The sequence below is a fragment of the Hyphomonas sp. genome (assembly GCF_022844445.1).
GTDB lineage: Bacteria > Pseudomonadota > Alphaproteobacteria > Caulobacterales > Hyphomonadaceae > Hyphomonas.
Genome location: NZ_JALHLS010000027.1, coordinates 1 through 20,733, shown reverse-complemented (window position 1 = coordinate 20,733; position 20,733 = coordinate 1). Strand labels below are relative to the sequence as shown.

18 protein-coding genes, 1 pseudogene and 1 riboswitch are annotated in these 20,733 nt (G+C 62.1%); of the genes and pseudogenes, 14 read left to right on the top strand and 5 right to left on the bottom strand.

All coding sequences use genetic code 11. From position 1 onward, the window contains the following. Window positions 1-371: 371 nt before the first annotated feature. A pseudogene (locus Q0C17_RS17830) lies at window positions 372-515 on the top strand (IS3 family transposase); the annotation flags it as partial. 11 nt (window positions 516-526) lie between these two features. Here Q0C17_RS17830 and Q0C17_RS17825 read toward each other — a convergent pair. The 3 genes from Q0C17_RS17825 to Q0C17_RS17815 form a co-directional block, all read right to left on the bottom strand. Beyond that, window positions 527-1,630 carry a hypothetical protein gene (locus Q0C17_RS17825; RefSeq protein ID WP_291209262.1) on the bottom strand — a complete coding sequence of 368 codons (1,104 nt, stop codon included), beginning with the start codon at window positions 1,628-1,630 and terminating at the stop codon, window positions 527-529. A 412-nt stretch (window positions 1,631-2,042) separates the two neighbouring features. Continuing rightward, window positions 2,043-2,717 carry a hypothetical protein gene (locus Q0C17_RS17820; protein ID WP_291209260.1) on the bottom strand — a complete coding sequence of 225 codons (675 nt, stop codon included), beginning with the start codon at window positions 2,715-2,717 and terminating at the stop codon, window positions 2,043-2,045. 592 nt (window positions 2,718-3,309) lie between these two features. Then, complete coding sequence (locus tag Q0C17_RS17815) at window positions 3,310-4,239, bottom strand: hypothetical protein (protein ID WP_291209259.1); 930 nt, start codon at window positions 4,237-4,239, stop codon at window positions 3,310-3,312. Between the two features lie 557 nt (window positions 4,240-4,796). Here Q0C17_RS17815 and Q0C17_RS17810 point away from each other — a divergent pair. The 4 genes from Q0C17_RS17810 to Q0C17_RS17795 all read left to right on the top strand — a co-directional run bounded on the left by Q0C17_RS17810 (window position 4,797) and on the right by Q0C17_RS17795 (window position 9,377). Then, entirely contained in the window at window positions 4,797-5,699 is a 903-nt protein-coding gene (locus tag Q0C17_RS17810; protein WP_291209257.1) for a hypothetical protein, read from the top strand. 335 nt (window positions 5,700-6,034) lie between these two features. Continuing rightward, window positions 6,035-7,879: a DUF885 family protein gene (locus Q0C17_RS17805; protein ID WP_291209255.1), complete on the top strand. Its 1,845-nt coding sequence runs from the start codon at window positions 6,035-6,037 to the stop codon at window positions 7,877-7,879. Between the two features lie 752 nt (window positions 7,880-8,631). Beyond that, complete coding sequence (locus tag Q0C17_RS17800; RefSeq protein WP_291209254.1) at window positions 8,632-9,141, top strand: hypothetical protein; 510 nt, start codon at window positions 8,632-8,634, stop codon at window positions 9,139-9,141. Further along, a complete protein-coding gene (locus tag Q0C17_RS17795; RefSeq protein WP_366914864.1) occupies window positions 9,141-9,377 on the top strand; it encodes a helix-turn-helix transcriptional regulator in 237 nt (78 codons plus the stop codon). The genes Q0C17_RS17800 and Q0C17_RS17795 overlap by 1 nt, the downstream gene beginning before the upstream one ends. Before the next feature lie 243 nt (window positions 9,378-9,620). Here the strand turns inward: Q0C17_RS17795 and Q0C17_RS17790 are convergent, their stop codons facing one another. Next, window positions 9,621-10,436, bottom strand: a complete 816-nt coding sequence (locus Q0C17_RS17790) for a type II CAAX endopeptidase family protein (RefSeq protein ID WP_291209252.1) — start codon at window positions 10,434-10,436, stop codon at window positions 9,621-9,623. Window positions 10,437-10,619: 183 nt separating this feature from the next. On the opposite strand from Q0C17_RS17790, the gene Q0C17_RS17785 reads away from it, so the two are divergent. The 9 genes from Q0C17_RS17785 to gcvPB all read left to right on the top strand — a co-directional run bounded on the left by Q0C17_RS17785 (window position 10,620) and on the right by gcvPB (window position 19,371). Further along, window positions 10,620-11,471 carry a LysR family transcriptional regulator gene (locus Q0C17_RS17785; protein ID WP_291209250.1) on the top strand — a complete coding sequence of 284 codons (852 nt, stop codon included), beginning with the start codon at window positions 10,620-10,622 and terminating at the stop codon, window positions 11,469-11,471. A gap of 156 nt (window positions 11,472-11,627) precedes the next feature. Then, window positions 11,628-12,173: a sigma-70 family RNA polymerase sigma factor gene (locus tag Q0C17_RS17780; protein WP_291209248.1), complete on the top strand. Its 546-nt coding sequence runs from the start codon at window positions 11,628-11,630 to the stop codon at window positions 12,171-12,173. Further along, a complete protein-coding gene (locus Q0C17_RS17775) occupies window positions 12,170-12,526 on the top strand; it encodes a DUF6768 family protein (RefSeq protein WP_291209247.1) in 357 nt (118 codons plus the stop codon). The genes Q0C17_RS17780 and Q0C17_RS17775 overlap by 4 nt, the downstream gene beginning before the upstream one ends. 106 nt (window positions 12,527-12,632) lie before the next feature. Then, on the top strand, window positions 12,633-13,769 hold the full coding sequence (locus Q0C17_RS17770; protein ID WP_291209245.1) for a DUF697 domain-containing protein: 1,137 nt from the start codon (window positions 12,633-12,635) through the stop codon (window positions 13,767-13,769). 68 nt (window positions 13,770-13,837) lie between these two features. Beyond that, window positions 13,838-14,614 carry an isocitrate lyase/phosphoenolpyruvate mutase family protein gene (locus tag Q0C17_RS17765; RefSeq protein ID WP_291209243.1) on the top strand — a complete coding sequence of 259 codons (777 nt, stop codon included), beginning with the start codon at window positions 13,838-13,840 and terminating at the stop codon, window positions 14,612-14,614. Between the two features lie 51 nt (window positions 14,615-14,665). Then, a riboswitch (glycine riboswitch) is annotated at window positions 14,666-14,757 on the top strand. 143 nt (window positions 14,758-14,900) lie between these two features. After that, window positions 14,901-16,058: a glycine cleavage system aminomethyltransferase GcvT gene (gcvT, locus tag Q0C17_RS17760; RefSeq protein ID WP_291209242.1), complete on the top strand. Its 1,158-nt coding sequence runs from the start codon at window positions 14,901-14,903 to the stop codon at window positions 16,056-16,058. A gap of 20 nt (window positions 16,059-16,078) precedes the next feature. Next, complete coding sequence (gene gcvH, locus Q0C17_RS17755) at window positions 16,079-16,450, top strand: glycine cleavage system protein GcvH (RefSeq protein ID WP_291209240.1); 372 nt, start codon at window positions 16,079-16,081, stop codon at window positions 16,448-16,450. Between the two features lie 6 nt (window positions 16,451-16,456). Then, window positions 16,457-17,800 (top strand): aminomethyl-transferring glycine dehydrogenase subunit GcvPA, encoded by a 1,344-nt coding sequence (gene gcvPA, locus Q0C17_RS17750; protein WP_291209238.1) that lies wholly within the window; start codon window positions 16,457-16,459, stop codon window positions 17,798-17,800. Continuing rightward, window positions 17,800-19,371, top strand: coding sequence for an aminomethyl-transferring glycine dehydrogenase subunit GcvPB (gene gcvPB, locus Q0C17_RS17745; protein WP_291209236.1), 1,572 nt, complete (start codon window positions 17,800-17,802; stop codon window positions 19,369-19,371). Before gcvPA ends, gcvPB begins: the two co-directional genes overlap by 1 nt. A 6-nt stretch (window positions 19,372-19,377) precedes the next feature. Here gcvPB and Q0C17_RS17740 read toward each other — a convergent pair. Next, the coding region (locus Q0C17_RS17740) for an acyltransferase (RefSeq protein ID WP_291209234.1) at window positions 19,378-20,733 on the bottom strand (1,356 nt) is incomplete at its 5' end.

The following is a 20,733-nucleotide window of genomic DNA, read 5'->3' as shown; positions in this document are numbered from 1 at the left end:
AAGATGTCGGTCACGCGCGCCCCAGGATCGATCAGATTGACTGCTAGCTCACCGAGACGGGTCGGTCGAGGTCGCGGGCGTTCGGCGGCAGGCGCATATGACCGGAATCGGCGATCTCCCGCCTGGTTTGAACTTGGTATCCCGATGACTGGATTGAAGTCACCTTGCCGTCCGGCTGAATTGCCGATCGGAGCCGAGCTGGCCCCTTCCTGCCGTCACGGCTCGCGCCTTCAGATGTCTGCCGACCATCTGAAAGCTGACGCTGGACGCCGAGCGTCGCGCCTTCGCATGCCTTGACCACCACCACACAACCAGAAAGAAAGGCGAACGGAGTCTCCAAATAAACGGCCCGGATCAGGGGGCTGGGTCAGTACAAATCGCGCGAAGAGGCGCGACAGGACGTGTTCGACTACATCGAGATATTCTACAACCCGAGGCGAAAGTATGTAAGGAACGGGATGCTGTCACCCGTCGAGTTCGAACGGCAGCAGGAAATGAAAACCGAGGGTGTCTAGAAAACGCGGGGCTATTCAATACCAGGTAAGACGAGCTTCTCGGGAAATCCTACGCCAAAGCTTTTGAGATGGATCGCAACGTCACGCATGGTCTTTATGTCTGAACTGTATCGAGTTAGGCGGCTATATCTGAATGATGGCACCACTGCTGCTCGCATATCCCGCGTGACCAGATAGGTGGAAACACTAGAGTCGTAAATTTCATCGTTCTCGCAGGGGTCTTCCAGAGCACAAATGCTCATCGCTTTGAGGGAGCGAACGCTGGTTGGAATACGGGCGCTATAGCGCCAGTCAACAATTAGCACATAATCAGCGCTGCCATCCTGCAAGACAGACAAGTCGTCCGCAGCAAAAGGAATACCTCCTGCAGAGAGTATGCTCGTCGTCGCGGCTCCCACCAGTCGCGTCGGATCCGAGTTGCTTACAAACTGCGAAAAGTAGCTCTCAAACTGCGTGTTGCTGCGATAGCGCTGCATCTCTTCGATGACTTTCTCACGCTCTGCGGTCCAGCGCTGCAGATCGTCGAGTGTACGTGTCGACAGCACGATGGCCACGCGCTTTCCGCGAATGCTACGCACGGGTTCGTCAGTCGATAGTCTGATGCTAGCGCCGGCAACAAGATCTGTCAGCGCTTCGGCCTGTCCTTGAAGATTAATCGGGCCTCCGAATGAGCCCGCCCGGGCTTCTGCGATCAATCGTTGGGATTCCGCTTCGAGAGAACCAGGGGCATAGACTTCCGGCGACTCACTAACTTCTCCGTAGACATCAGCACGCCGCCACGAGCCGGTTTCATCCTTGACGAATTGACCCAAGGAGACGTTTCCGGACCTCAGGGCACAGGTTGTCGGCTTCTGATTTTCCTCACCGTTTCCCTTAAGAGAAAGCCGGCACCAAAGGCCAGCATATCGACCACGGACAAGTGTGCCTTCCTCGACCTTTACAGTGGTAAATGTCGAGGAAGGGAACGAACCTGTGAGCGGGGTTAAAAGGAGCCGGTCCTCGTTGGTGAACTGACCAAAACCGTCCCTCAACTTATCCACACAGCCACCGGTCCATTGCGCCGTGTACGCATGATCGTAGATTGTATCACCATTGTTTTGGACGAGCGCATCCATCGTTCGATCGCACTCCATCAGAAGGCGCGTGTTGACCTCAATGAAACGCTCGGCATAGCTCTTGGGGGCCTCCTTCGGCTGCCGTGGCTGGCCAGTTGGAAGATGAGACTGAGCGAACGAAGCCTGACCGACACTTGAAGCGAATAGAGCTGCGAGTGCAGCGATTATTGATCTAATCTTCATATCGTTACCTTTTTTAGAGGCCTCAGCCGTGCAACCTTCGCCCGGTTGATAGCGACGAACACGCTCAGCATCTCCTGTAAGTCTTGCAACTGGTTAGCCTCGCCTTGTGAAGCGCTCCTACTTGCGCAGAGGTCAAATTTTCGGCCGACGCCCGCAATGGCGTTGGCTAAGAGACTAGTGCGAGCACGGCATAGATCAGTTTTCGCCTGCCAAACCTCCATGAGCGCAACTAGCGCACGCCACAGCCGCCCGGTCGGTCGAGCAGCCCCTTGCATGGATCGCCGCTGCTAGATCCCGAAGATGAACTTGTCGTCTGCTCTGCTGCCAGGGCGTTGCTGATCGCGCCAATCACCCCGAACATTGCTTGAAGGTCTTGCAACTCGTTTGCTTCATTGATCCTTCGTTGTTCGGCGTTTCGCTGCGCGAGTTCTTGCTGGCGAGCATATTCCTGCTCCTGACGTATGCGCTCGCGTTCGGCAGCGGCTTCGCGCTGCGGGCGGTCGCGCTCGTAGGCCACGGCTTGATCGACCGAAGCTTGCATTGCCGGCGTCGTGCCCGTGTTGCGGCGAAGAATGGCAGGTGGGGCGGGTGCGTTAAGGTCGCACGAGGCGGGATCTGTAGACGTCATTTCGCAACCTCGCCGGCCTTGGTCTCGCATGCCGATGAGCGCTGTTTCGTTGGCCGCCAAATGCGGTCCAAGGCACGCGCGATAAGGTTCGAGAATTTCCAACCCACGGACGCCCAGACGATGCGCTCGCTGATATTCGTCCCGCGTACCGCCCAATTGAACTTGAACGGTACTCTTTGCAAATTCGATCTCCCGATAGGAAACTTGCGAAGGGTTGGCCGCCAGCTCGGCTTCGAAGTCTGAAGTAAAGCGCGCGAGTGTTTCATCAGGCGTCATTGAACATCCTGGCTCAGGTGCCGCTGACAGGGGCTCGTCTTCCGCCGCAGTCGGCATCCAAAGTCCCGTCGAAAAGAAAGCCGCCGCACAAAGAACACCCAACCTCACCCGCAGGTACGTCATTTAGTTCTCCCCGAGCACAGCCGCGCCATCACAGCGTCGTTAAGCTACAGTAAGCCGCGCGGACGTTGAATTGCAACCGTGTGTTTAAGTTTTCAAGCTGGGATCGCGATTCTGAAACGCCGCGTGCGCGCTAGAGGTGTTGCAGCTTAGGCAAGAAGCGTTCGGCGAAGGTTTTGGCCATACAGCAATGTCTTCCAAGGTCTACGTCGACGATCATCGGGGCAGAGTCAAAGTGGCGCCCAATGTCGGCTCTCGGCGATCTGCCGCCGGGGAGTGCCACGGTGCTTGCATGACCGGACCGAGCTGATCCTGCCAGTCGATCGCGAAGTTCGCCAGAGCATCCGTGGCCCCTTGCGGACATTCCGTTTGCTGCTGAAATGGCCTTCACTTCGGGTTTGAGGTCACTTCGGCGCGCCGTGCCAAGCCGCAGCGTGTCGTGAGGCAACGCTGCGACTCACGACGAGAGTGGTCAGCGGTCCAGCCGCTGGTAGCCGGCTTCCGACAATGCGGCTTCGAAACCGGGATCGGGCGCGATCTCCGCCGCCGTCACGGTTTCGTCGAACGGCGCCGTTTGCGGCGGGTTCGGCATGTTGCGGGTCGGCAGTCCGTCCTGTTGCAGGCGCCATTCACGCGGCCCGGCGCGCACCACACGTGCCGGAATGATCTCGTCATCCCCTGTCGTGAGACCCGTGTAAGCATAGGGACAGGCGGCCTCGAGTTCGTCGTCGCTGATCCACTTGACCGGATAGCAGCCTGACTTGAACTCATAAACGAGTTTCGGCTCGCCCGACCAATCCATCAAGGATAGGTGAGGATCGACGCCCACGTCTGCATACACATAGTCGCCGGCCGCGATCATCGTCCGGCCGGGGTTTTGGCCAAAAGCGCTGTTCGAGGGGATGAATTGGTGGCCAGGGTTTTGGTCAAGAACATCATGCGAGGGGATGAATTGGCCCGAGGGATCGAACCAGTGATCGATCCACTCGGTCCGGCCTTCTTCATCACTGTAAACATTCGTGACCCTGAAAAAGAGGCGCTCGCCGTTGGGCCCAGGCGTTTTGAGTGCGCCGGTGAAGGCCCAGGGCGAACTGGCATCGTTGAAGCTGGCGACGGGCGTGCCCCCGGTGAAAAGGGTCAGGACGCCGCCCTCGCGTTTGGCCGCCTCCGGGAAATCCTTGAGCCACTTCGCCTCCCACTCTCGCGCGGAGGCGATTTCTTCGCTTTGGCCATCGGTGGGCGAAGGCGGCGCGGCCGCTGTCGCCGGGGGCGCGTCAGGCGCGTGCACGACAGATGTTGGTGCGGAAGCGTCTGAAGGCGCCTCGGCGCCCGGGCTGCACCCTGCCGCCGCAACCAGAACAAGAGCCGCCGTAGCGCACGTGAGGGCGTGTTTGAAGTTCATGTCGGCTCCCGCGAGGCGATCTGGATTTGCGTGCAACAACCGGGAGGGTCATCGCTGAGGGTTGAAGCGGTCCTTGAAGACACTGACAAACTGCGTCTTCGCGGATACCTGTCGATAGGCAACGCTCTGCACGTCTCGGCAATGCGGCGCAAGATCAGTAAGATCAGCAAGATCAGGAAGGCGGGCTGGAGCGTGCATTCGCACGCCGCCATCTGGTTTTCGCGTACTCCAAAGTTTCGCAACATTGGCCGTTGTCGGCGATCTCCCGCCTAGCGGTGATGATATGACTGTGCGACAGGATTGCGGCGACCCCGCCAGACGCCGAACGGGATTATCAGAGCCGACCTGACCCATTCCCGTCATTGTCAAACTTTGAATTCGGGTTGCTGGCGGACGCAATACCGGGCACACATTCATCAGCGTTCAATCACTTTCGTGAGGCGAGGATAGAGCTCGTCTGGCCATGAAACTGGCCGGCAAAAGGGAGTGAACGGCCCGAGCGGCGGGGGCCCTACTTCAATTTTTTCGCCGCAACACGCGCTGGCTGAAGGCGAGGGATGGCTTTCCGGATCCGAAGAACTTCAATTGTATGGATTGCCATCGCAGGCGCGCTGTTCGTCGTGTCCGGTGTGCTGACGGGCATGGTGACGCGGGTTGCGCCAGATCCAATCGCAACCGAATCCTATTTGCCCGAGAAAAGCCTCTTCCAGATGGCTGCGGTCTTCACGACCGAGCCGTTGGACGCTGGCGATCCGTTCGAGTATTCGGTGGCCTACAGCGACGCTGTGAAGAAAGGTTGGGCGCGCCTTTCGTTTTTCGTCCGCCCGTCTGACGGGCCGGTCATCCTGATCAGCAGCCCCCGCGCGCCGCCAGAATGCTACCTGATTGAAGACTTTCGCTCAGCCGATCCTCCTCGCAGCGAATCGATCGGCGCGATCATTTCCGAGGACGAAGAAACCAACCAGAATGTCTACACCCTGCTGCCGGTGTGGCGAGAGCCGGTTTACGAGATGCAGATCGTGCGCTGCTATGTTCCGTCCCTGGTTCATTCTGAAAGCTTCACGGGGCGGGTCGCGGACTTCTACTTCGACGAGCGGGCGCCGCCAGGCATGGACTTCGCAACACCCGTCCCCAGTCTGCTCTATCGCTTCACCGGTATCGTGAACGACCGCGACCTGCGGTTCGCGGGCGGCATGGAGCTTTCCGAAGGCCGGGATGCGCCGGACACCAGCCGGGTACTCGAAGTCGGTTCCTTCATGTCTGTCCATTGGGAAGTGGCGGGCCGGCAAAGCCTTCGCGACACGCTGCTGATCATCATCGGCACGTTGATAGGGATCGCGGTGACCGCACTCATCGAAGGCGTGCGGCCCTATCTGGAAGGGCTCGATCAGCCGGAATCTTACACGGCAAATGCGACCGCTGCACCCTCAACGCCCCCCGCGCCGCCCCCGGCGACCTGATATTGCGTGCAAGCCATGCAGTGTACTAGCCGCGATAATCCCGATGCGCGAAGGACGACGCAGTGTTCGGTGCCATCGGTCCGTCTAAAGCCTAAGCGGATGACATCCACCCCAACACCTCCAGTCAGCCTTTCGATGCTTCGCAGATGTGCGCCGGGATACTGGACGAAAAGAAGCGGCCGCGATTTCTGAATGTTCCATTGCCCCCATATCGGCGATCTCCCGCCTGGCGCCGGAGAGGCCGCCGAATGACAGGACTGAGGCGACCTTGCCGGATGCCGAAACCGACTGTCAGAGCCGACCTCGCCCTTTACGGACGGTCATGATTTCACGCTATGGCTCTTCTTGTGTACATCAGCACTGCAAGCTGGATGATCTCGGGTGATGTTTTGAAGTATCGGAAGGGGTTCTTGCGCAAGTTAAAGTGCCAACCGCTCTGCCCAGTCGCGACAAGACCCGATTCCGCTAAGTTCGCCTACTGGACAAATCGCGATCGCTTACGCAACCTGTTCAGACAATCGGAGGCAATCATGCGGCACTTCCTAAAACTTCTCATCCTCGTCGCCTGCGCCTCTGCAGCGAGTGCGCAGGGCGCGCCCGGCGGCACCTACGGCGACCTTCTCACCGTGCACGAGGAATTGCAGGAATACATGGTGCCCGCCTTCACGCCGAGCGTGGTGCTCGATTCAGGGGCGCGGGTCGGCGAGATCTACGCCGACAAGCTGATGGAGGAAAAACGCGCAGGACTGGCGCAATTTGAGGAACGCCTCACGGGTATGGCAGTCCAGACGTGGCCGCGCGAAGAGCAGGCCGACTTCCTGGCGGTCAAGTCGCTCCTCAATGGCTACCGCTTTAATCTGGAGGTGCTGCGTCCGTGGAAGCGCGACCCGGGCTTCTACCTCGACCCCCTCATGCGCGTCGCCTTCACTGACTTTGGGGCAGGCGAAGAGACGCTCCTTCGCCTCGAGACGCAGCTGGCTGCGGTAGCGCCGATGCTGTCGTCGGCGCGCTCCAATCTCACCGAGGTGGCGGGAGACTATGCCGACCTGGCGCTGTTCAACCTCGGGCACAGCGACGGGGTCAATCACTACCACCCTTACCGGGACGTGCCGCCGGCGGGAATTATTGGCTGGTATGACGACCTGCTCGCGCGCAGCCGCGCCGAGCGGCCTGAGCTTGTCCCGCAGGTTGTTGCTGCGCGTACCGCCATCATCGAATTTCGCGACTGGCTGCGGGCTGAGCGGCCTCGCATGACTGCGCCCGCAGGCGTCGGGCCGGAGCGCTATGACTGGTACATCCGGCACGTGCGGATGATCCCTCTCACCTCTTCCGAAATGCTCACGCTGGCCGAGCGTGAGCACGAGCGGATGAGCGCGGCATTGGCCATTCTGCGCCACCGCAATCGCGACCTGCCCCAACTGGAATTGTCGGCAACCGCCGAAGAGCAGCGCGCAAAGGTCAGACAGACCGACGAGATTGTGCGCGACTTCCTCGCGGACGAAGAGATTGTCACGGTTCCGGACTTTGTCGGCGAGCTCGGAAGCAACACGCCCTGGATCGAGCGGCCGACGGGCCCGAATTTCTGGGAGCAGATCCAGTTCAGGGATCCGATCCCAGACCACCTGCATGCGGTCATTCCCGGCCACCGCTTCGATGCGGTCCTGGCCGCGCGCGACACGCGGCCGATCAGACGGCGATACAGTGACGGTGCCCGTGCGGAGGGATGGGCAACCTACCTCGAGGAGGCGCTGATGCTGGCCGGAGCGACGCGCCACTCGCCGCGCGCGGACGAGTTCATTGAGCTGTTCGGCATCTTCCGCGCCGCGCGCGTGCCTGCCGATGTTTTCATGCAGCACAATCGCTGGGACGTCCGCGAGGCGGTATCGTACATGCGCCTCAAGACGCCTTGGCTGGACGAGGACGTGGCGCGCGTCGATGCGGAAATCTACCTGCGCCGCCCGCCAGGCTACGGGATCGCCTACACGATCGGCAAGCTGCAGATGGATGCGCTCCTTGCCGACCGATCACAGCAGCTTGGAGAAAGCTTCTCCCTGAGGGAATTCCACGACAACTTTCTTGCCGCCGGGCGGCTCCCGATCTCCCTCATCCGTTACGAGATGACGGGACTGGATGACGAGGTCAGGCTGTTCTGGACGACCCCGCCCATTCCGCCGCAATAGGCGAACGCGGCAATGGCGGCGCAAGACGCGTGGGCGCGACTTGCGGCGGGCCTCGATCAAGGCAGTGTTTGGGCCAAGACCGCCTGCGCTGGCGGGTCGAGCGGCGTTTGCGACGACGGGTACACCAGGAGAGCGCCGTAAAAGCCGTCGCGTCAGGACCCAAGATCAACAGCGCCGCGTCAATGCCGAGGACATGGAAGCCGGAGTCAGCGAGGTCGGGGGGGGCGGCAAGGGCCACCTTCGCTTTGAAAGCCGGACTATGGTTCCGGCGGCGTCGTCTGGGTATGGTCGTCTCCTGTGCTCGGCAAAATAGCCGATCTGCAGGCAGATATCTCACCTAGCCATGCTGTTCAGATTTCCCGAGCGACCTCTTTCCTCCTGACGGGACGCCGGTTGGCCCGCACTTCAATCTTTAAATTGCACATGAACCGGCATTTGGGGACATGGGGACGATGACCGCTTTCGGCGATCTCCCGCCTAGTTCCCCTGAGGTGGCTGAACGAAGGGGCTGGGGTGACCGTGCTGGGCGCCGAAACCGATTGCGGAAGCGAGCCTGGCCCCTGAGCGGATGCGTCGAGGATTTGCCCAGCTGTCCGGGGCCTTGACGAAATTACTGTAAAACGATAATGGATTATCGTATTACTTGATTATCCGGTCTCATTGGGTTGCCTCGCTTGGGGCGGTGCTCTGCCGTGTGATCGAAGCCGCGGCGCGGATCAAAGCTGAAACAAGGGGCTCGTATGGTAAGCAGTGTGGAAAACCGTGCCGAGAAAGCGCGCGCGCAGGTTGGGCTCGTGCACGTCATGAGTTCATTTCTGATCCCGCTCCTCATTGCGGCGATCGGGCTCCCGTTAATCGGTGAACTTTACCTGGTGACATTTGAGCCAGCCCCTTGGGCAGCGGAGCTTGGTGCCCCGCTGGCGATTGCAATCAAGCTGCTGAGCTATGCACCAGCAATCGCGGCGGTGGGCGCAGTCATCATGCTCCGGTCCGTGTTCGTTGAGTATTGCGCGGGGCGCTTTTTCTCTGAAAAGGCCAGCGCTGCCTTTCACGGGGCAGGGCTGTCCGCTCTTGCGGCGTTCTTGTTGAAAATGCTTGTCGCGCCGCTCGCGATCTCGCTGCTTGGCGGCACCGCATTCGCTTGGCGCTTTGACCCGCTCGACATCGCTCTGATGATCTTCGCCGCTTCGGTGATGATGATCGGCAGTGTGCTGGAAGCAACAGCCGCCTCCCTCAAAGCCGAGAACGATCAGATCGTGTGATTCGTATCGTTGTCACTCTCGACGTGATGCTCGCGCGCCGCAAGATCAGGGCTAAGGATCTCGCCGAACGCGCGGGCATCACCGAAGCGAACCTCTCGCTCTTGCGGACCGGCAAGGTGAAAGGCGTGCGCTTCGAAACACTGGCGAAGATCTGCGAGGCGCTAGAGTGCAAACCGGGCGATTTGCTGGATGTAGAATCGGGCGTTGCTGAGGTCGCTGACGTCGCTGATCCATGATGGCTCATCATGCAGGACATACGAATCGAGACTCGAAACCCTGAGGCTACCAGCACTTCGATTGAAGCTCATATTGAATGCCCGCTGTCGGCGAACTCCTGTCTGGCGGCGGTGAGACAGCCGAATGGGTGGCCTGATGCGGCTCTGCCGGACGCCGAAATCGATTGTCGGAGCCAATCCGGCCCAAACCGGTCGTTAGCGGTTTCAGTCCGCCTCGCGCGGCGCTTAGGGTAGTCGAAATGCTCAAACTTCAATTGTGAGCCTGCGCTTCCGCGCCTCATGAAACAACACGACCAGACAGACGACGATCACGCCGATTGTGAGTGCTGAATTCTCCGGTCCGAACGCGCCCCCGGTAAGCCAGTCGGGGCCGTTGTAGCGACTCTCGAATGGCGCCAGTCCGCGCCAGTCCTCTAAGCCCGACAATGGCAACCCGGTCAGTATGATTGCAAAATTCCACGCCGCGTGATTCACGCCCACGATCCACAAGTTGCGGGTGTGCACGAAGACCAACGCCCAAAATGCGCCAATCAGCATCCCGGAAATCACTGTCGTAAGCGAGGCGACAAGGCCTGCGCCTTCGACATTTTCCAGATGTGGCAAAGCAAAGAGGAGCGATTGTATCCATAGCGCGGGCAGCGTGCCCCAGATGTTTTCAAGCATTCGGAACAATACGCCGCGAAACATTACTTCCTCCAACATGGCCGCGATCAGGATCACGCTGCCAACGCCGAGCAATCCGCTTTGCAAACCCCGAACCGCTGTCACCTCATAAATTCCGGCGGCAAACAGCGAAAGCGTCGTAACTGAAATCAGCGCCGCGCCGGAGAGCGCTCCCAGCACAATACCGCGCGGCGCGAACCGCAGCTCAACGATCGCGCGTTTCTCGATCAGCCGGACGACGGCCCAGTAGGCCAGAATGACGACGAGCAGAATGCCGACGCGCCGCACCGCACTGGTGTCTGCCTCGCTCAGATGAAAGGCGGACTGTATCTGCGGCAGCAGCAGCAACCGGAACAAATGCATCGCGCCAATGATCGTCGCCAAGACGAGCAACATCTTTCCGATGCCTACAGCCGCGACACGCCATTTCAACACGATGATTGCCCGAGTTTCCGCGAGAGATGCATTCTCTCGTCACCTGCGGCGCAATGGTGGGCCCAATAAAATTGCATGAAAACCTAAGATATGGCATGAAGGTCATGCATAATTGTTTGGCGTTTCAGGATAAGTCAAAGATCAATGGAATGGAGCGACATCCGGATCTTTCTTGCCATCGCCCGCGAGGGCACGCTCGGCGCTGCCGCTCGCAAGGTTGGTCAGACCCAGCCGACCATCGGGCGGCGTCTGCGCACACTCGAAGCGGCGCTGGGCAACAAACTATTCCAGCGAACAACGGGTGGCTTCACCCTGACGGATGAAGGCGCCGCGCTGCTGCCGCGCGCTGAGCGCATGGAAGAAGAAGCGCTCGCCATCCAACGTCAAATTTCGGGGCAAGCCGATCATCTTGAGGGTGTGCTGCGCATCACTTCGATAGACTGGTTTGGCGGGTATGTGCTCAGCCCGGTGCTCACCGAATTCACGAGGCTGCATCCGAGTGTCATCATCGAGCTAAGGACAGATCAACGCTTTCTCAGTCTGTCGCGACGGGAGGCGGATCTGGCGTTTCGCATCGGGCCGTTCGATGAACCCGATGTCGTTTCACGCAAACTCCTGCAGCTGCGCTATGGTGCCTATATCCGCAAAGGATCGAAGCATCCCAAGGCTGGCGACGGCGCCGGCGCCACGTTGATGGCGCTCGACGCTACCTTTGCCGGAACTCCCGACGACACATGGCTGCAAAAGATGTTGCCGAACGCGCGCACGACGTTCCGAAGCAACAGCCGTAGCGTCCAAGCAAAAATGTGTGCCGAGGGCGCGGGCGTCGCCATTCTGCCTTGCGATATTGGTGATACGCTGGCCGGCGTTGAACGTCTTCGCCTTGGGGACGAACCGCCGAAGCGCGACGTGTGGATCGGCTACCATCGCGACCTCGGCCGCTTGGCGCGACTTCGCGCGTTGCTTGATTTGACGCTAGCCAGACTGGCGGGTTGACCCGCGGTTGCAGCTCCCGTGCAGGCGATCGGGGTGAATGTGCCCAACGTCCTAAATCGGCGAGATTGTGCCGGAGCGGATGTACCTCAATCGGCATGCGCAATTGAACCTTTTGGCGCTCCCGCGCGACTATCCCTCTGAAAGGTAAGGCGCGGGATGGCACTTAGCGAAACAGACCGGGTTTATGACGAGCTGCTCGTCACGCTGGTGCGTGCAGGCGATGCGCGTGCGGCCGAGCGGTTGGCTGCCCGCTGGCAGCCGCGCCTGCTGCGCGCCGCAAGGCGGATGCTGGGCGACAGCGAGGAAGCGCGCGAGGCGGTGCAGGAGGCTTGGGGCGGCATCTGCCGGGGCTGGCTGCGCCTCTCTGACCCCGCCATGTTTCCGGCCTGGGCTTACGGTATTCTAAGTCGCAAATGCGCTGACCGGATCCGGCGGCTCAGTGCCCGGCGCGCCCGCTTCATCTCTGATCCAGTGGTGCCAGACCCCGCTGCGCCGGAGCAGGCGCCACTGCGCCATGAAATCCTTGTGGCGCTCCGCCAGCTGAGCCCCGAGCACCGGATCGCCGCCATCCTCTATTTCAGCGAGGGCCTGACCCTTGCCGAGACCGCCGCGGCCACGGGCGTTGCCGTCGGCACGGCCAAGTCGCGCATCTTTCATGCGCGCCAACATCTGAAGGACCTTCTGGAAGGAGACCTGCCATGACCAATTTTGAAAACCGGCTGAAAGAAAGTTTGTCGGCAGAGGACGAAGCTTTCCTCCGAAATCTCGAGGAGGGTGAAAGCCTCATGGGCCAGCTCGGCTCGACCTTCGCCGGACCGATGATGGTGTGGACCGGCTTTGCCTTTGTGCTGAGCTTTGCGTTTTTCGGCATCGCCGTCTGGGCAGGCTTCAAGATGTACGAAGCGACCGAGCCGCGCCTGATGGTGTTCTGGCTGGGCGTATTCCTGTTCGCGATGATCGCGGTGGGTCTGATCAAGATCTGGTTCTGGATGCGCATGAACCACCTCGCCCTGCTGAGGGAACTGAAGCGTATCGAACTGCGCCTCGTGCGCTGATCTTTCCGGGGGGCGAAGGAGGCGGGTGTCCCGGACCCGTTGCCCCCGTCCTGAAGTCTCCCCACCTCAATAGGGTTTAGCCCCGAGAGGTTGGAGGACACGACCCATGGCCAAGGCGCTTGTTACCGTTCCCGTTCAACCTGCCGTGAAGGAGCCCCCGCAATGGGAACTCGCGGCGCAGTGGGCACAAGGGTGGCGGGTGGTGAAATGGTCCGTTTCGGCGCTGATCGTGGCGGCGTTCCTGATCGTCATCGGGCAGGGATTCCTGTTCTACCGCGTGTTCGACGAGGTGCACCCGCTGCTCGGCTATACCTATGTCGGCGTGCTGGCGGCGTTGCTGGCCGTGCTGGTGGTGCGCCCGCTCGCGGCATTCCTGTCGATGCCGGTGGCGGCGAAACCGCCCTCCATACTGATCGACGCGAAGGCGCCCCAGCCGGACGCGCTGGCGGCGCGGCTGCGCTACGACATCCGCTATCTCCAGATGCTGCAGGCCAACCCGCTGACCGCGGCAGAACGCCCGGCGATTGCAATGAGCATAACAGAGGCGCGGGCGCTGCTGACGCGGGCGGCGAAGGCGACGCCCGACGACGCGCTGAAGCTTTCGGCAGCGTTGGAAGAGTTCGAGCGCACGCAGATCGAGGCGCTGCTGGCCCCGCTTGATCGGAAGGCTGAGGCGATCATCCATGCCGAAGCCGTGGGCGTGGGCGTCGCGACGGCGATCTCCATGAATGGCACGCTGGATGCCTTCATCGTGCTATGGCGCAATGCGAACCTGGTGGCGCGAGTCTCGCGCATCTATTTTGGCCGGCCGCACCTGATCGGCAGCTTGCGCATCCTTCGCGATGTGGCCGCCATCGTGGTAGCGGCGCGGGCGCTGGAGGATGTGAGCGAGATGACCGGCGAGGTGATTGGCGGGTTGCTCGGCCGCATGGGCGGGCTGATTGCCGGGCCGGTGATGGATGGCGGCATCAATGCGATGATGACGCTGAAGCTCGGCTATCTGGCCAAGCGCCGCTGCCGCAGCTTCAAGGGCTGGTCGGCCGGGCAGGCGGGCGCGATTTCGGCGGAGGCATTGAGGGACGTGAAGCAGGAATCGGGCTCGGTGATCCGCGATTTCCTGAAGCGCGTGGGCGGCCTGACGACACATGCCTCGCGCGCGACGGAAAAGGCGCTGGCAGGATCGCGCAGCGCCTGGGGTGTGGTGCAGAGCTGGTTTGGCGGCGGCAAACCGGCGGGCACGTGACGCGCAAGAATCGGGTCGCCCGGTCGCTTGCGGTATAGGATGAAGAGGCCGCCACGAAGGAGCGCGCCATGTTCACACAGGTAGAGAAACTGAAACGGTTCAACCAGCTGCACGCGGGTGAGACGCCGCTGGTGTTGGTCAACATCTGGGATCCGGGCTCGGCGCGCACGGTGGCGGCAGCAGGCGCACCGGCGCTGGCGACCGGGAGCGCCTCGGTCGGCGGGGCACTGGGCTTCGGGGACAAAGAAGCGGTGCCGCTGGATGTGGTGCTGGCGCATGCCGCGCGGATTGCAGCGTCGGTCGAGCTACCGGTGTCGGTTGACTTCGAGGCAGGTTATGCGGCGACGCCGGACGGCCTGGCGGAGAGCGTGCGGCGGCTGGTGGCCACGGGCGCGGTGGGTATGAACCTTGAGGACGGCTACCCGGCGGGCGACGGCGAGGGGCTCAGGCCGCTGGAGGACGCCGCGGCGCGCATCCGGGCGGCGCGGGCCGCGGCGGACAGCGTGCTGCCGGGTTTCTGGATCAATGCACGCACCGATATCTGCCTGCAGGGCAAGCCGGAGACGCACGGCGCGCAGATCGCGGACGTGATTGCGCGCGGCAAGGCCTATGCCGAGGCGGGGGCGAGCAGTTTCTTCGTGCCGGGGCTGAGGGATACCGGGCTGATTCGCGAGGTGTGCGCGGCGAGTTCTTTGCCGGTGAACATCATGGCGGGGCCGGAGGCGGAAGGCTTCGGGGCGCTGGCGGCGGCGGGCGTGCGGCGCATCAGCTACGGACCGTTTCCGTGGCGCGCGGCGATGGCAACGCTCGCTTCCTATGCAGCGGTGGCGGGCAAATCCGGCTGAGCGGGCACGGCCCTTGCGGGGCCTGAGAATCCGGGGTAGCTGCCAGTCATGAATTCTCTTCCGGGAGAGAGCGGCATTCGGTAGCCGCCGCCGAAGGCGCAACCGCCCCGGAATCGCTCAGGCAAAAGGGCCGGAAGAGAATCAACACGCTGGAAAGAGGCTGAAATTATGCCTCGCCGAAGGAGCAAGCCGGTCGATGACCGGCGGAATCTCTCAGGCGCCAAGGACAGCGGGGGCGACGAACGTGCGGCTTTGGCCGTAGCTCGTCTGCTTTTGGGATGGCGCCATGGTTGAAACAAGAACTGAAACCCTGCGGCGCACCGCGCTTTACCCGCTGCACGTGGAGTATGGCGCAAAGCTCGTGCCGTTTGCAGGCTACGAGATGCCTGTGCAGTTCCCGGACGGCGTGAAGGAGGAACACCTCTGGACGCGCAGCGAAGCCGGGCTTTTCGATGTCTCGCATATGGGGCCGAGTTTCCTGACGCTGGCCGCCGGCACGCGCGCCGATCCGGCAGCGCATGCAGAGATCGCGGCGATGGTCGAGACTCTGGTGCCGTCGGACATCAGAGGGCTGAAGCCCGGGCAGGCGCGGCTGACCGTGCTGCTTGACGGCGAGGGCGGCATCCTCGACGACCTGATCATCACCCGTCCGTATGAGGAGGATCGCCAGGGCGAGCTCTATATCGTCGTCAATGGGGCGATGAAGGATCAGGACTGGGGCATTTTCGAGAGCGCACTGGCTGGCAGGGCCGTGCTGACGCGCGCCGATGATGGTGTGCTGTTCGCGCTGCAGGGACCGAAGGCGGAGAAGGTGCTGTCGGCTTATTTCCCGGCCTGCGCGGACCTGAAGTTCATGGAGAGCCGCCGCATCGTGATGCATGGCGAGACCTTTGTGGTCTCGCGCTGCGGGTATACGGGCGAGGACGGTTATGAAGTGTGGAGCGGCGCGGCGGCAGGCGCCGAGCTTGTGCGGCTGTTGCTGGATGATCCCTGCGTGCGGCCGATCGGGCTTGGTGCGCGCGATTCGCTGCGGCTTGAGGCGGGGCTGTGTCTCTACGGGCATGACCTCTCGCCGGAGATTTCGCCGGTCGAGGCAGATCTTGCCTGGGTGATCCAGAAACGCCGCCGCGAGGCGGGTGACTTCCCGGGCGCGGCGCGCATCCTCCGAGAGCTGAAGGACGGTCCGGCACGCAGGCGTGTCGGCATCCGGCCGCTGGAGCGCGCCCCGGCGCGCGAGGGCACAGAGATTTTCGTGGGCGGCGCGGCCGTGGGCGTTGTCACGTCCGGCGGCTTCGGGCCCAGCATCGATGCGCCGGTGACCATGGGTTATGTGGACGCGGCCCATGCGGCGCCCGGCACAAAGATCGACCTGATGGTGCGCGGCAAGGCCCGCCCCGCCGAGATCGCAAGCCTTCCTTTCATTCCCACCCGTTACAAACGCTAGTCCGTTCAAGGAGAAACCTGATGACCATCTATTATACCAAGGACCATGAATGGATCCGCGTTGAGGGCGACACCGGCACGGTCGGCATCACGTCCTACGCTGCCGGCCAACTCGGCGATGTCGTCTATGTCGAACTGCCGGAGACGGGCGCGAAGTTTGCGCGCGGGGATGACTTTGCGGTCGTCGAAAGCGTCAAGGCGGCGTCGGATGTTTATGCGCCGGTGTCGGGTTCCGTGCTCGAAGTGAATTCGGCGCTGTCCGAGGCGCCCGAGAAGGTGAATGACGCCGCCGAGGGCGACGCCTGGTTCGTGCGCGTAAAGCTCACCGATTCCGGAGAGCTGTCCGGGCTGATGGATGAGGCCGCCTATTCGGCCTATTGCGAAGGGCTCTGAACCCACATGCGTTATCTCCCCCTTACACCCGAAGACCGGGCGAGCATGCTCGCCACCATTGGCGCAAAGTCTGCAGAAGATTTCTATACGGATGTTCCGAAGTCCGCCCGGTTGAAGGCCAAGATCGCCGGTCTGCCGGACCATCAGGGAGAGCTCGCCGTCGAGCGCCACATGATGAAACTGGCAGCGAAGAATCGCTCGGCCTCGTCGGGCCCGTTTTTCGTTGGCGCAGGCGCCTACAAGCACCATGTCCCGGCCTCGGTTGACATGATCATTCAGCGCTCGGAATTCCTGACGACCTACACGCCCTACCAGCCGGAGATCGCGCAGGGCACGCTGCAGACGCTGTTCGAGTTCCAGACCCAGGTGTCGGCGCTGACCGCGATGGATGTCGCCAATGCCTCGATGTATGACGGCTCCACCGCCTGCGCCGAAGCCGCCGTGATGGCGGCCCGCGTGACAAAGCGCAGGAAGGTGATCCTTTCGGGCGGCCTGCATCCGCACTATGCCGCGGCAACCCGCCTCCTCTGCGAGGCGCAGGGCCTGACGGTCATGCAGCTGCCGGTGGCGATTGATGGCGAAGGTGAACTGGGAAAATCCGTGGACGGCGAAACCGCCTGCGTCATCGGCCAGAGCCCGAACGTTTTCGGTACGGTGACCGACCTGACAAGCGTCGCAAAATCCGCGCACGAGAAAGGTGCGCTTCTGGTCTCTGTGTTCACCGAAGCGGTGAGCCTTGGTCTTGTCATGCCGCCGGGTGAAATGGGCGCGGACATCGCGGCCGGCGAGGGCCAGTCCATCGGCAATGGCCTCAACTTCGGCGGACCGTATGTCGGCCTCTTTGCCTGCCGCGAGAAGCTGGTCCGCCAGATGCCGGGTCGCCTCTGCGGCGAGACGGTAGACGCGGACGGCCATCGCGGCTTCGTGCTGACCTTGTCGACGCGCGAGCAGCATATCCGCCGCGACAAAGCGACATCGAATATCTGTACGAACTCGGGACTTTGCGCGCTGGCCTTCACGGCGCACATGACACTTCTGGGCGGCAAGGGATTGAAACAGCTCGCCGAACTGAACCACGAGGCAGCCTGCGAACTTGCCGACACGCTCGGCGCGATGAAGGGCGTCGAGGTGCTGACGCCGCGTTTCTTCAACGAGTTTGCAATCCGCACACCGGTCGATGCCGAGGCGGTTCTGGCGATGCTCGACGAAGCCGGTGTTGTTGGCGGCGTGCGCGCCTCGCGCCTGTACCCGCGCGATCACTTGGGTGACGTCATCCTCGTCGCGGCTACGGAATGTACGACACCGGACGATATTGCGGCATATGCAGCGGCGCTGAAGGAGATCATCTGATGAGCATGAACACCCAAGGCCGCCCCACTGCGCCGGCTGCTGTTTCTACCCCCGTCATCGATACGGTTTCCGGATCGCGAGGGCTTCTCCAGCGTGAAGACCTGCTGTTCGAAATCGGCACGCCCGAGACGACCGGCGTCGACCTGCCGACGCCGAGGGGCCTGAAGGACCGCCTTGGCGGCGTCAAACGTAAGGCAGATACCGGCCTCGCTGGGCTGTCCGAGCCGCAGGCCGTGCGCCACTACATGCGCCTTTCGCAGAAAAACTACGCTATTGACCTCGGCCTCTTCCCGCTGGGCAGCTGCACGATGAAGCACAATCCGCGCTTAAACGAGAAGATGGCGCGCCTGCCAGGCTTTGCGGACATCCATCCGCTGCAGCCGCAGGCGACCGTCCAGGGCGCGCTGGAGCTGATCGACGAGCTTGCCACATGGCTGAAGACGCTGACGGGTATGCCGTCGGTGGCGATGAGCCCGAAGGCGGGCGCGCATGGCGAACTGTGCGGGATGCTGGCGATCCGCCAGGCTCTGATCGCCCGCGGCGAAGGCGAGAGCCGCAAGCGCGTTCTCGTGCCGGAATCCGCCCACGGAACAAATCCGGCAACGGCCGTGCAGTGCGGCTTCATTGTCGACGAGATCAAGGCCGACAAGCGCGGGCGTGTCGACATGGCGGACCTGAAGTCCAAGCTGGCTCGTACGGATGACATCGCCGGCATCATGCTGACGAATCCCAATACTTGCGGCCTGTTCGAAACTGACATCAAGGACATTGCCGACCTGATCCATGCGGCAGGTGGCTATTTCTACTGCGACGGCGCCAATTTCAACGCCATCGTCGGCCGCGTCCGCCCGGGCGACCTTGGCGTCGATGCGATGCACATCAACCTGCACAAGACCTTCTCAACGCCGCATGGCGGCGGTGGCCCGGGCTCGGGCCCGACGGTGTTCTCGGAGGCGCTGGCGCCCTTCGCGCCGGTGCCGTTTGTGATCAAAGACGAGGACAGCTTTTTCCGCCTCGTCGAGCAGACCGAAGGCGCCGCGAAGGATTCGTTCGGCCGGATGGTTGCCTTCCATGGCCAGATGGGCATGTTCGTCCGTGCGCTGACTTATATGCTGAGCCACGGCGCGGACGGGCTGAAGCAGGTGGCCGAGGACGCCGTGCTGAATGCCAACTATATTCAGGCGCGCCTCAAACATGTGATGACACCTGCCTTCGAAGGCTTCTGTATGCACGAGGCGCTGTTCTCGGATGCGTTCACGGCAGATGGCATCGAGACGATCGACATTGCCAAGGCGCTGATCGACGAGGGGTATCATCCGATGACGATGTATTTCCCGCTGGTGGTGCATGGCGCCATGCTCATTGAGCCGACGGAGACCGAGTCCAAGGCCGAGCTTGACCGGTTCTGTGACGCGCTGGAGTCGATTGCTCGCCGCGCGGCGCAGGGCGACGAGACGCTGAAGGGGGCGCCTTACCTCGCGCCGGCCAAGCGGCTCGACGAGACGCGCGCCGCGCGCAAGCCGGTGCTGAAATGGACCGCGCCGTTGCCGGAACAGATCGCTGCAGAGTAACCGCGTTCAAAGGCTCCGGCGGAACAGTTTCCGCCGGAGCGCATTGAACACAAATACAGACGGCCTCTCGATCGTGACGTAGCCGAGCCAGCCCGCCAGAAGCGCCGCCACCAGGCCGCCGATCAGGAAGACGAGGTTATCGCCGATTCCGGTTGTGCCGAGACGCAGGTAGGTGGCCAGGCTGCCCTCCTCTTCAATTCGCAGCATCAGCCGCTGGATGATGCCGAGGGCGAAGAGATGAAACAGGTAAATGGAATAGGACCAGTCGCCGGCCCGTGTGGTTGCGCCGAGAAGCCCCCGCCATAGGGGCGCTGCCTGGAGGAGCCATCCGGGGCGCGCCTGACCAAGCAGCCAGCCGATCCAGAGCGTGACCAGGATGCCGATCCCGCCCACCAGGGTCGAAAGGATCACAGCGCCCTGACGCAAATCCAGTGGCGAGGCGGGCACAAGTTCAAACAGCTGAAACACGAATATCGAGAGAACGGCCCCGACCAGAGCCGGGACCAGCCATGCCAGGCGGCCCTGAACATCGAGGGCGGCTACGGCGTAAATCAGGAGCGCGCAGGGCAGGCCGATCTCCAGAACCCGGCCCCACTGCAACGTGTAGGGCGTTGGTTCTCCCTGCAGTCCGAGCGCGGCAACGAGCCAGAGCGTCGCAACCATCAGGACGATGCCCGGGCGCCAGAACAACCCGCTGGTCACGACCAGCCCGACGGTCGCGCCAAAGATAAACTCCATCGTCATGGGATGCACCGCGAGCGTGAGCAGATCCTTCGCGATCGGCGTGGGCAGTCCCGCCAGCGAGGCGCCGACAATAGCGATACCCCAGATCAGCAGCGCGTAGGGCAAAGCGCCGCGCGGCAGGAACAGCAGGAGCGCAAAGACAAGGTAGAAGTAGACTTCATGGATCAGGGTCCAGCCGATCAACAGTACCGGATACTCCGCCTGAGGAACAAGAAGGTAGGACTTCCACAGGTACTGGTATTCCGGCGTGTCCGGGGTGATTGCCGCGCCGCTGGAATTGAACAGTGCGACGCCCCCGCTGAGGACCATGTAAATCAGGCCCAGCGTGGCCGCCGCCCACCAGACCGGGTAGATGCGCGTGACCCGCGCGAAGAGGAAGTCGGCGCTCGTTGTCCGGCCCGGCAGCACGTCCCGCGTGACCCAAACCATCACGAAGCCGGAGACGACGAAAAACAAGTCGACCCCTGCAAACCCGCTGGCGAACAGTCCGCCGATCAAGGCAGGTTCAGAGCTTCCGCCACGCGCGATGCCGGCAATCTCCAGCGCCCGCGCGTGGTAAATGACCACCAGCAGTGCCGCGATGCCGCGCAGGGCCTGGATGGACTGGAGCTTCATTCC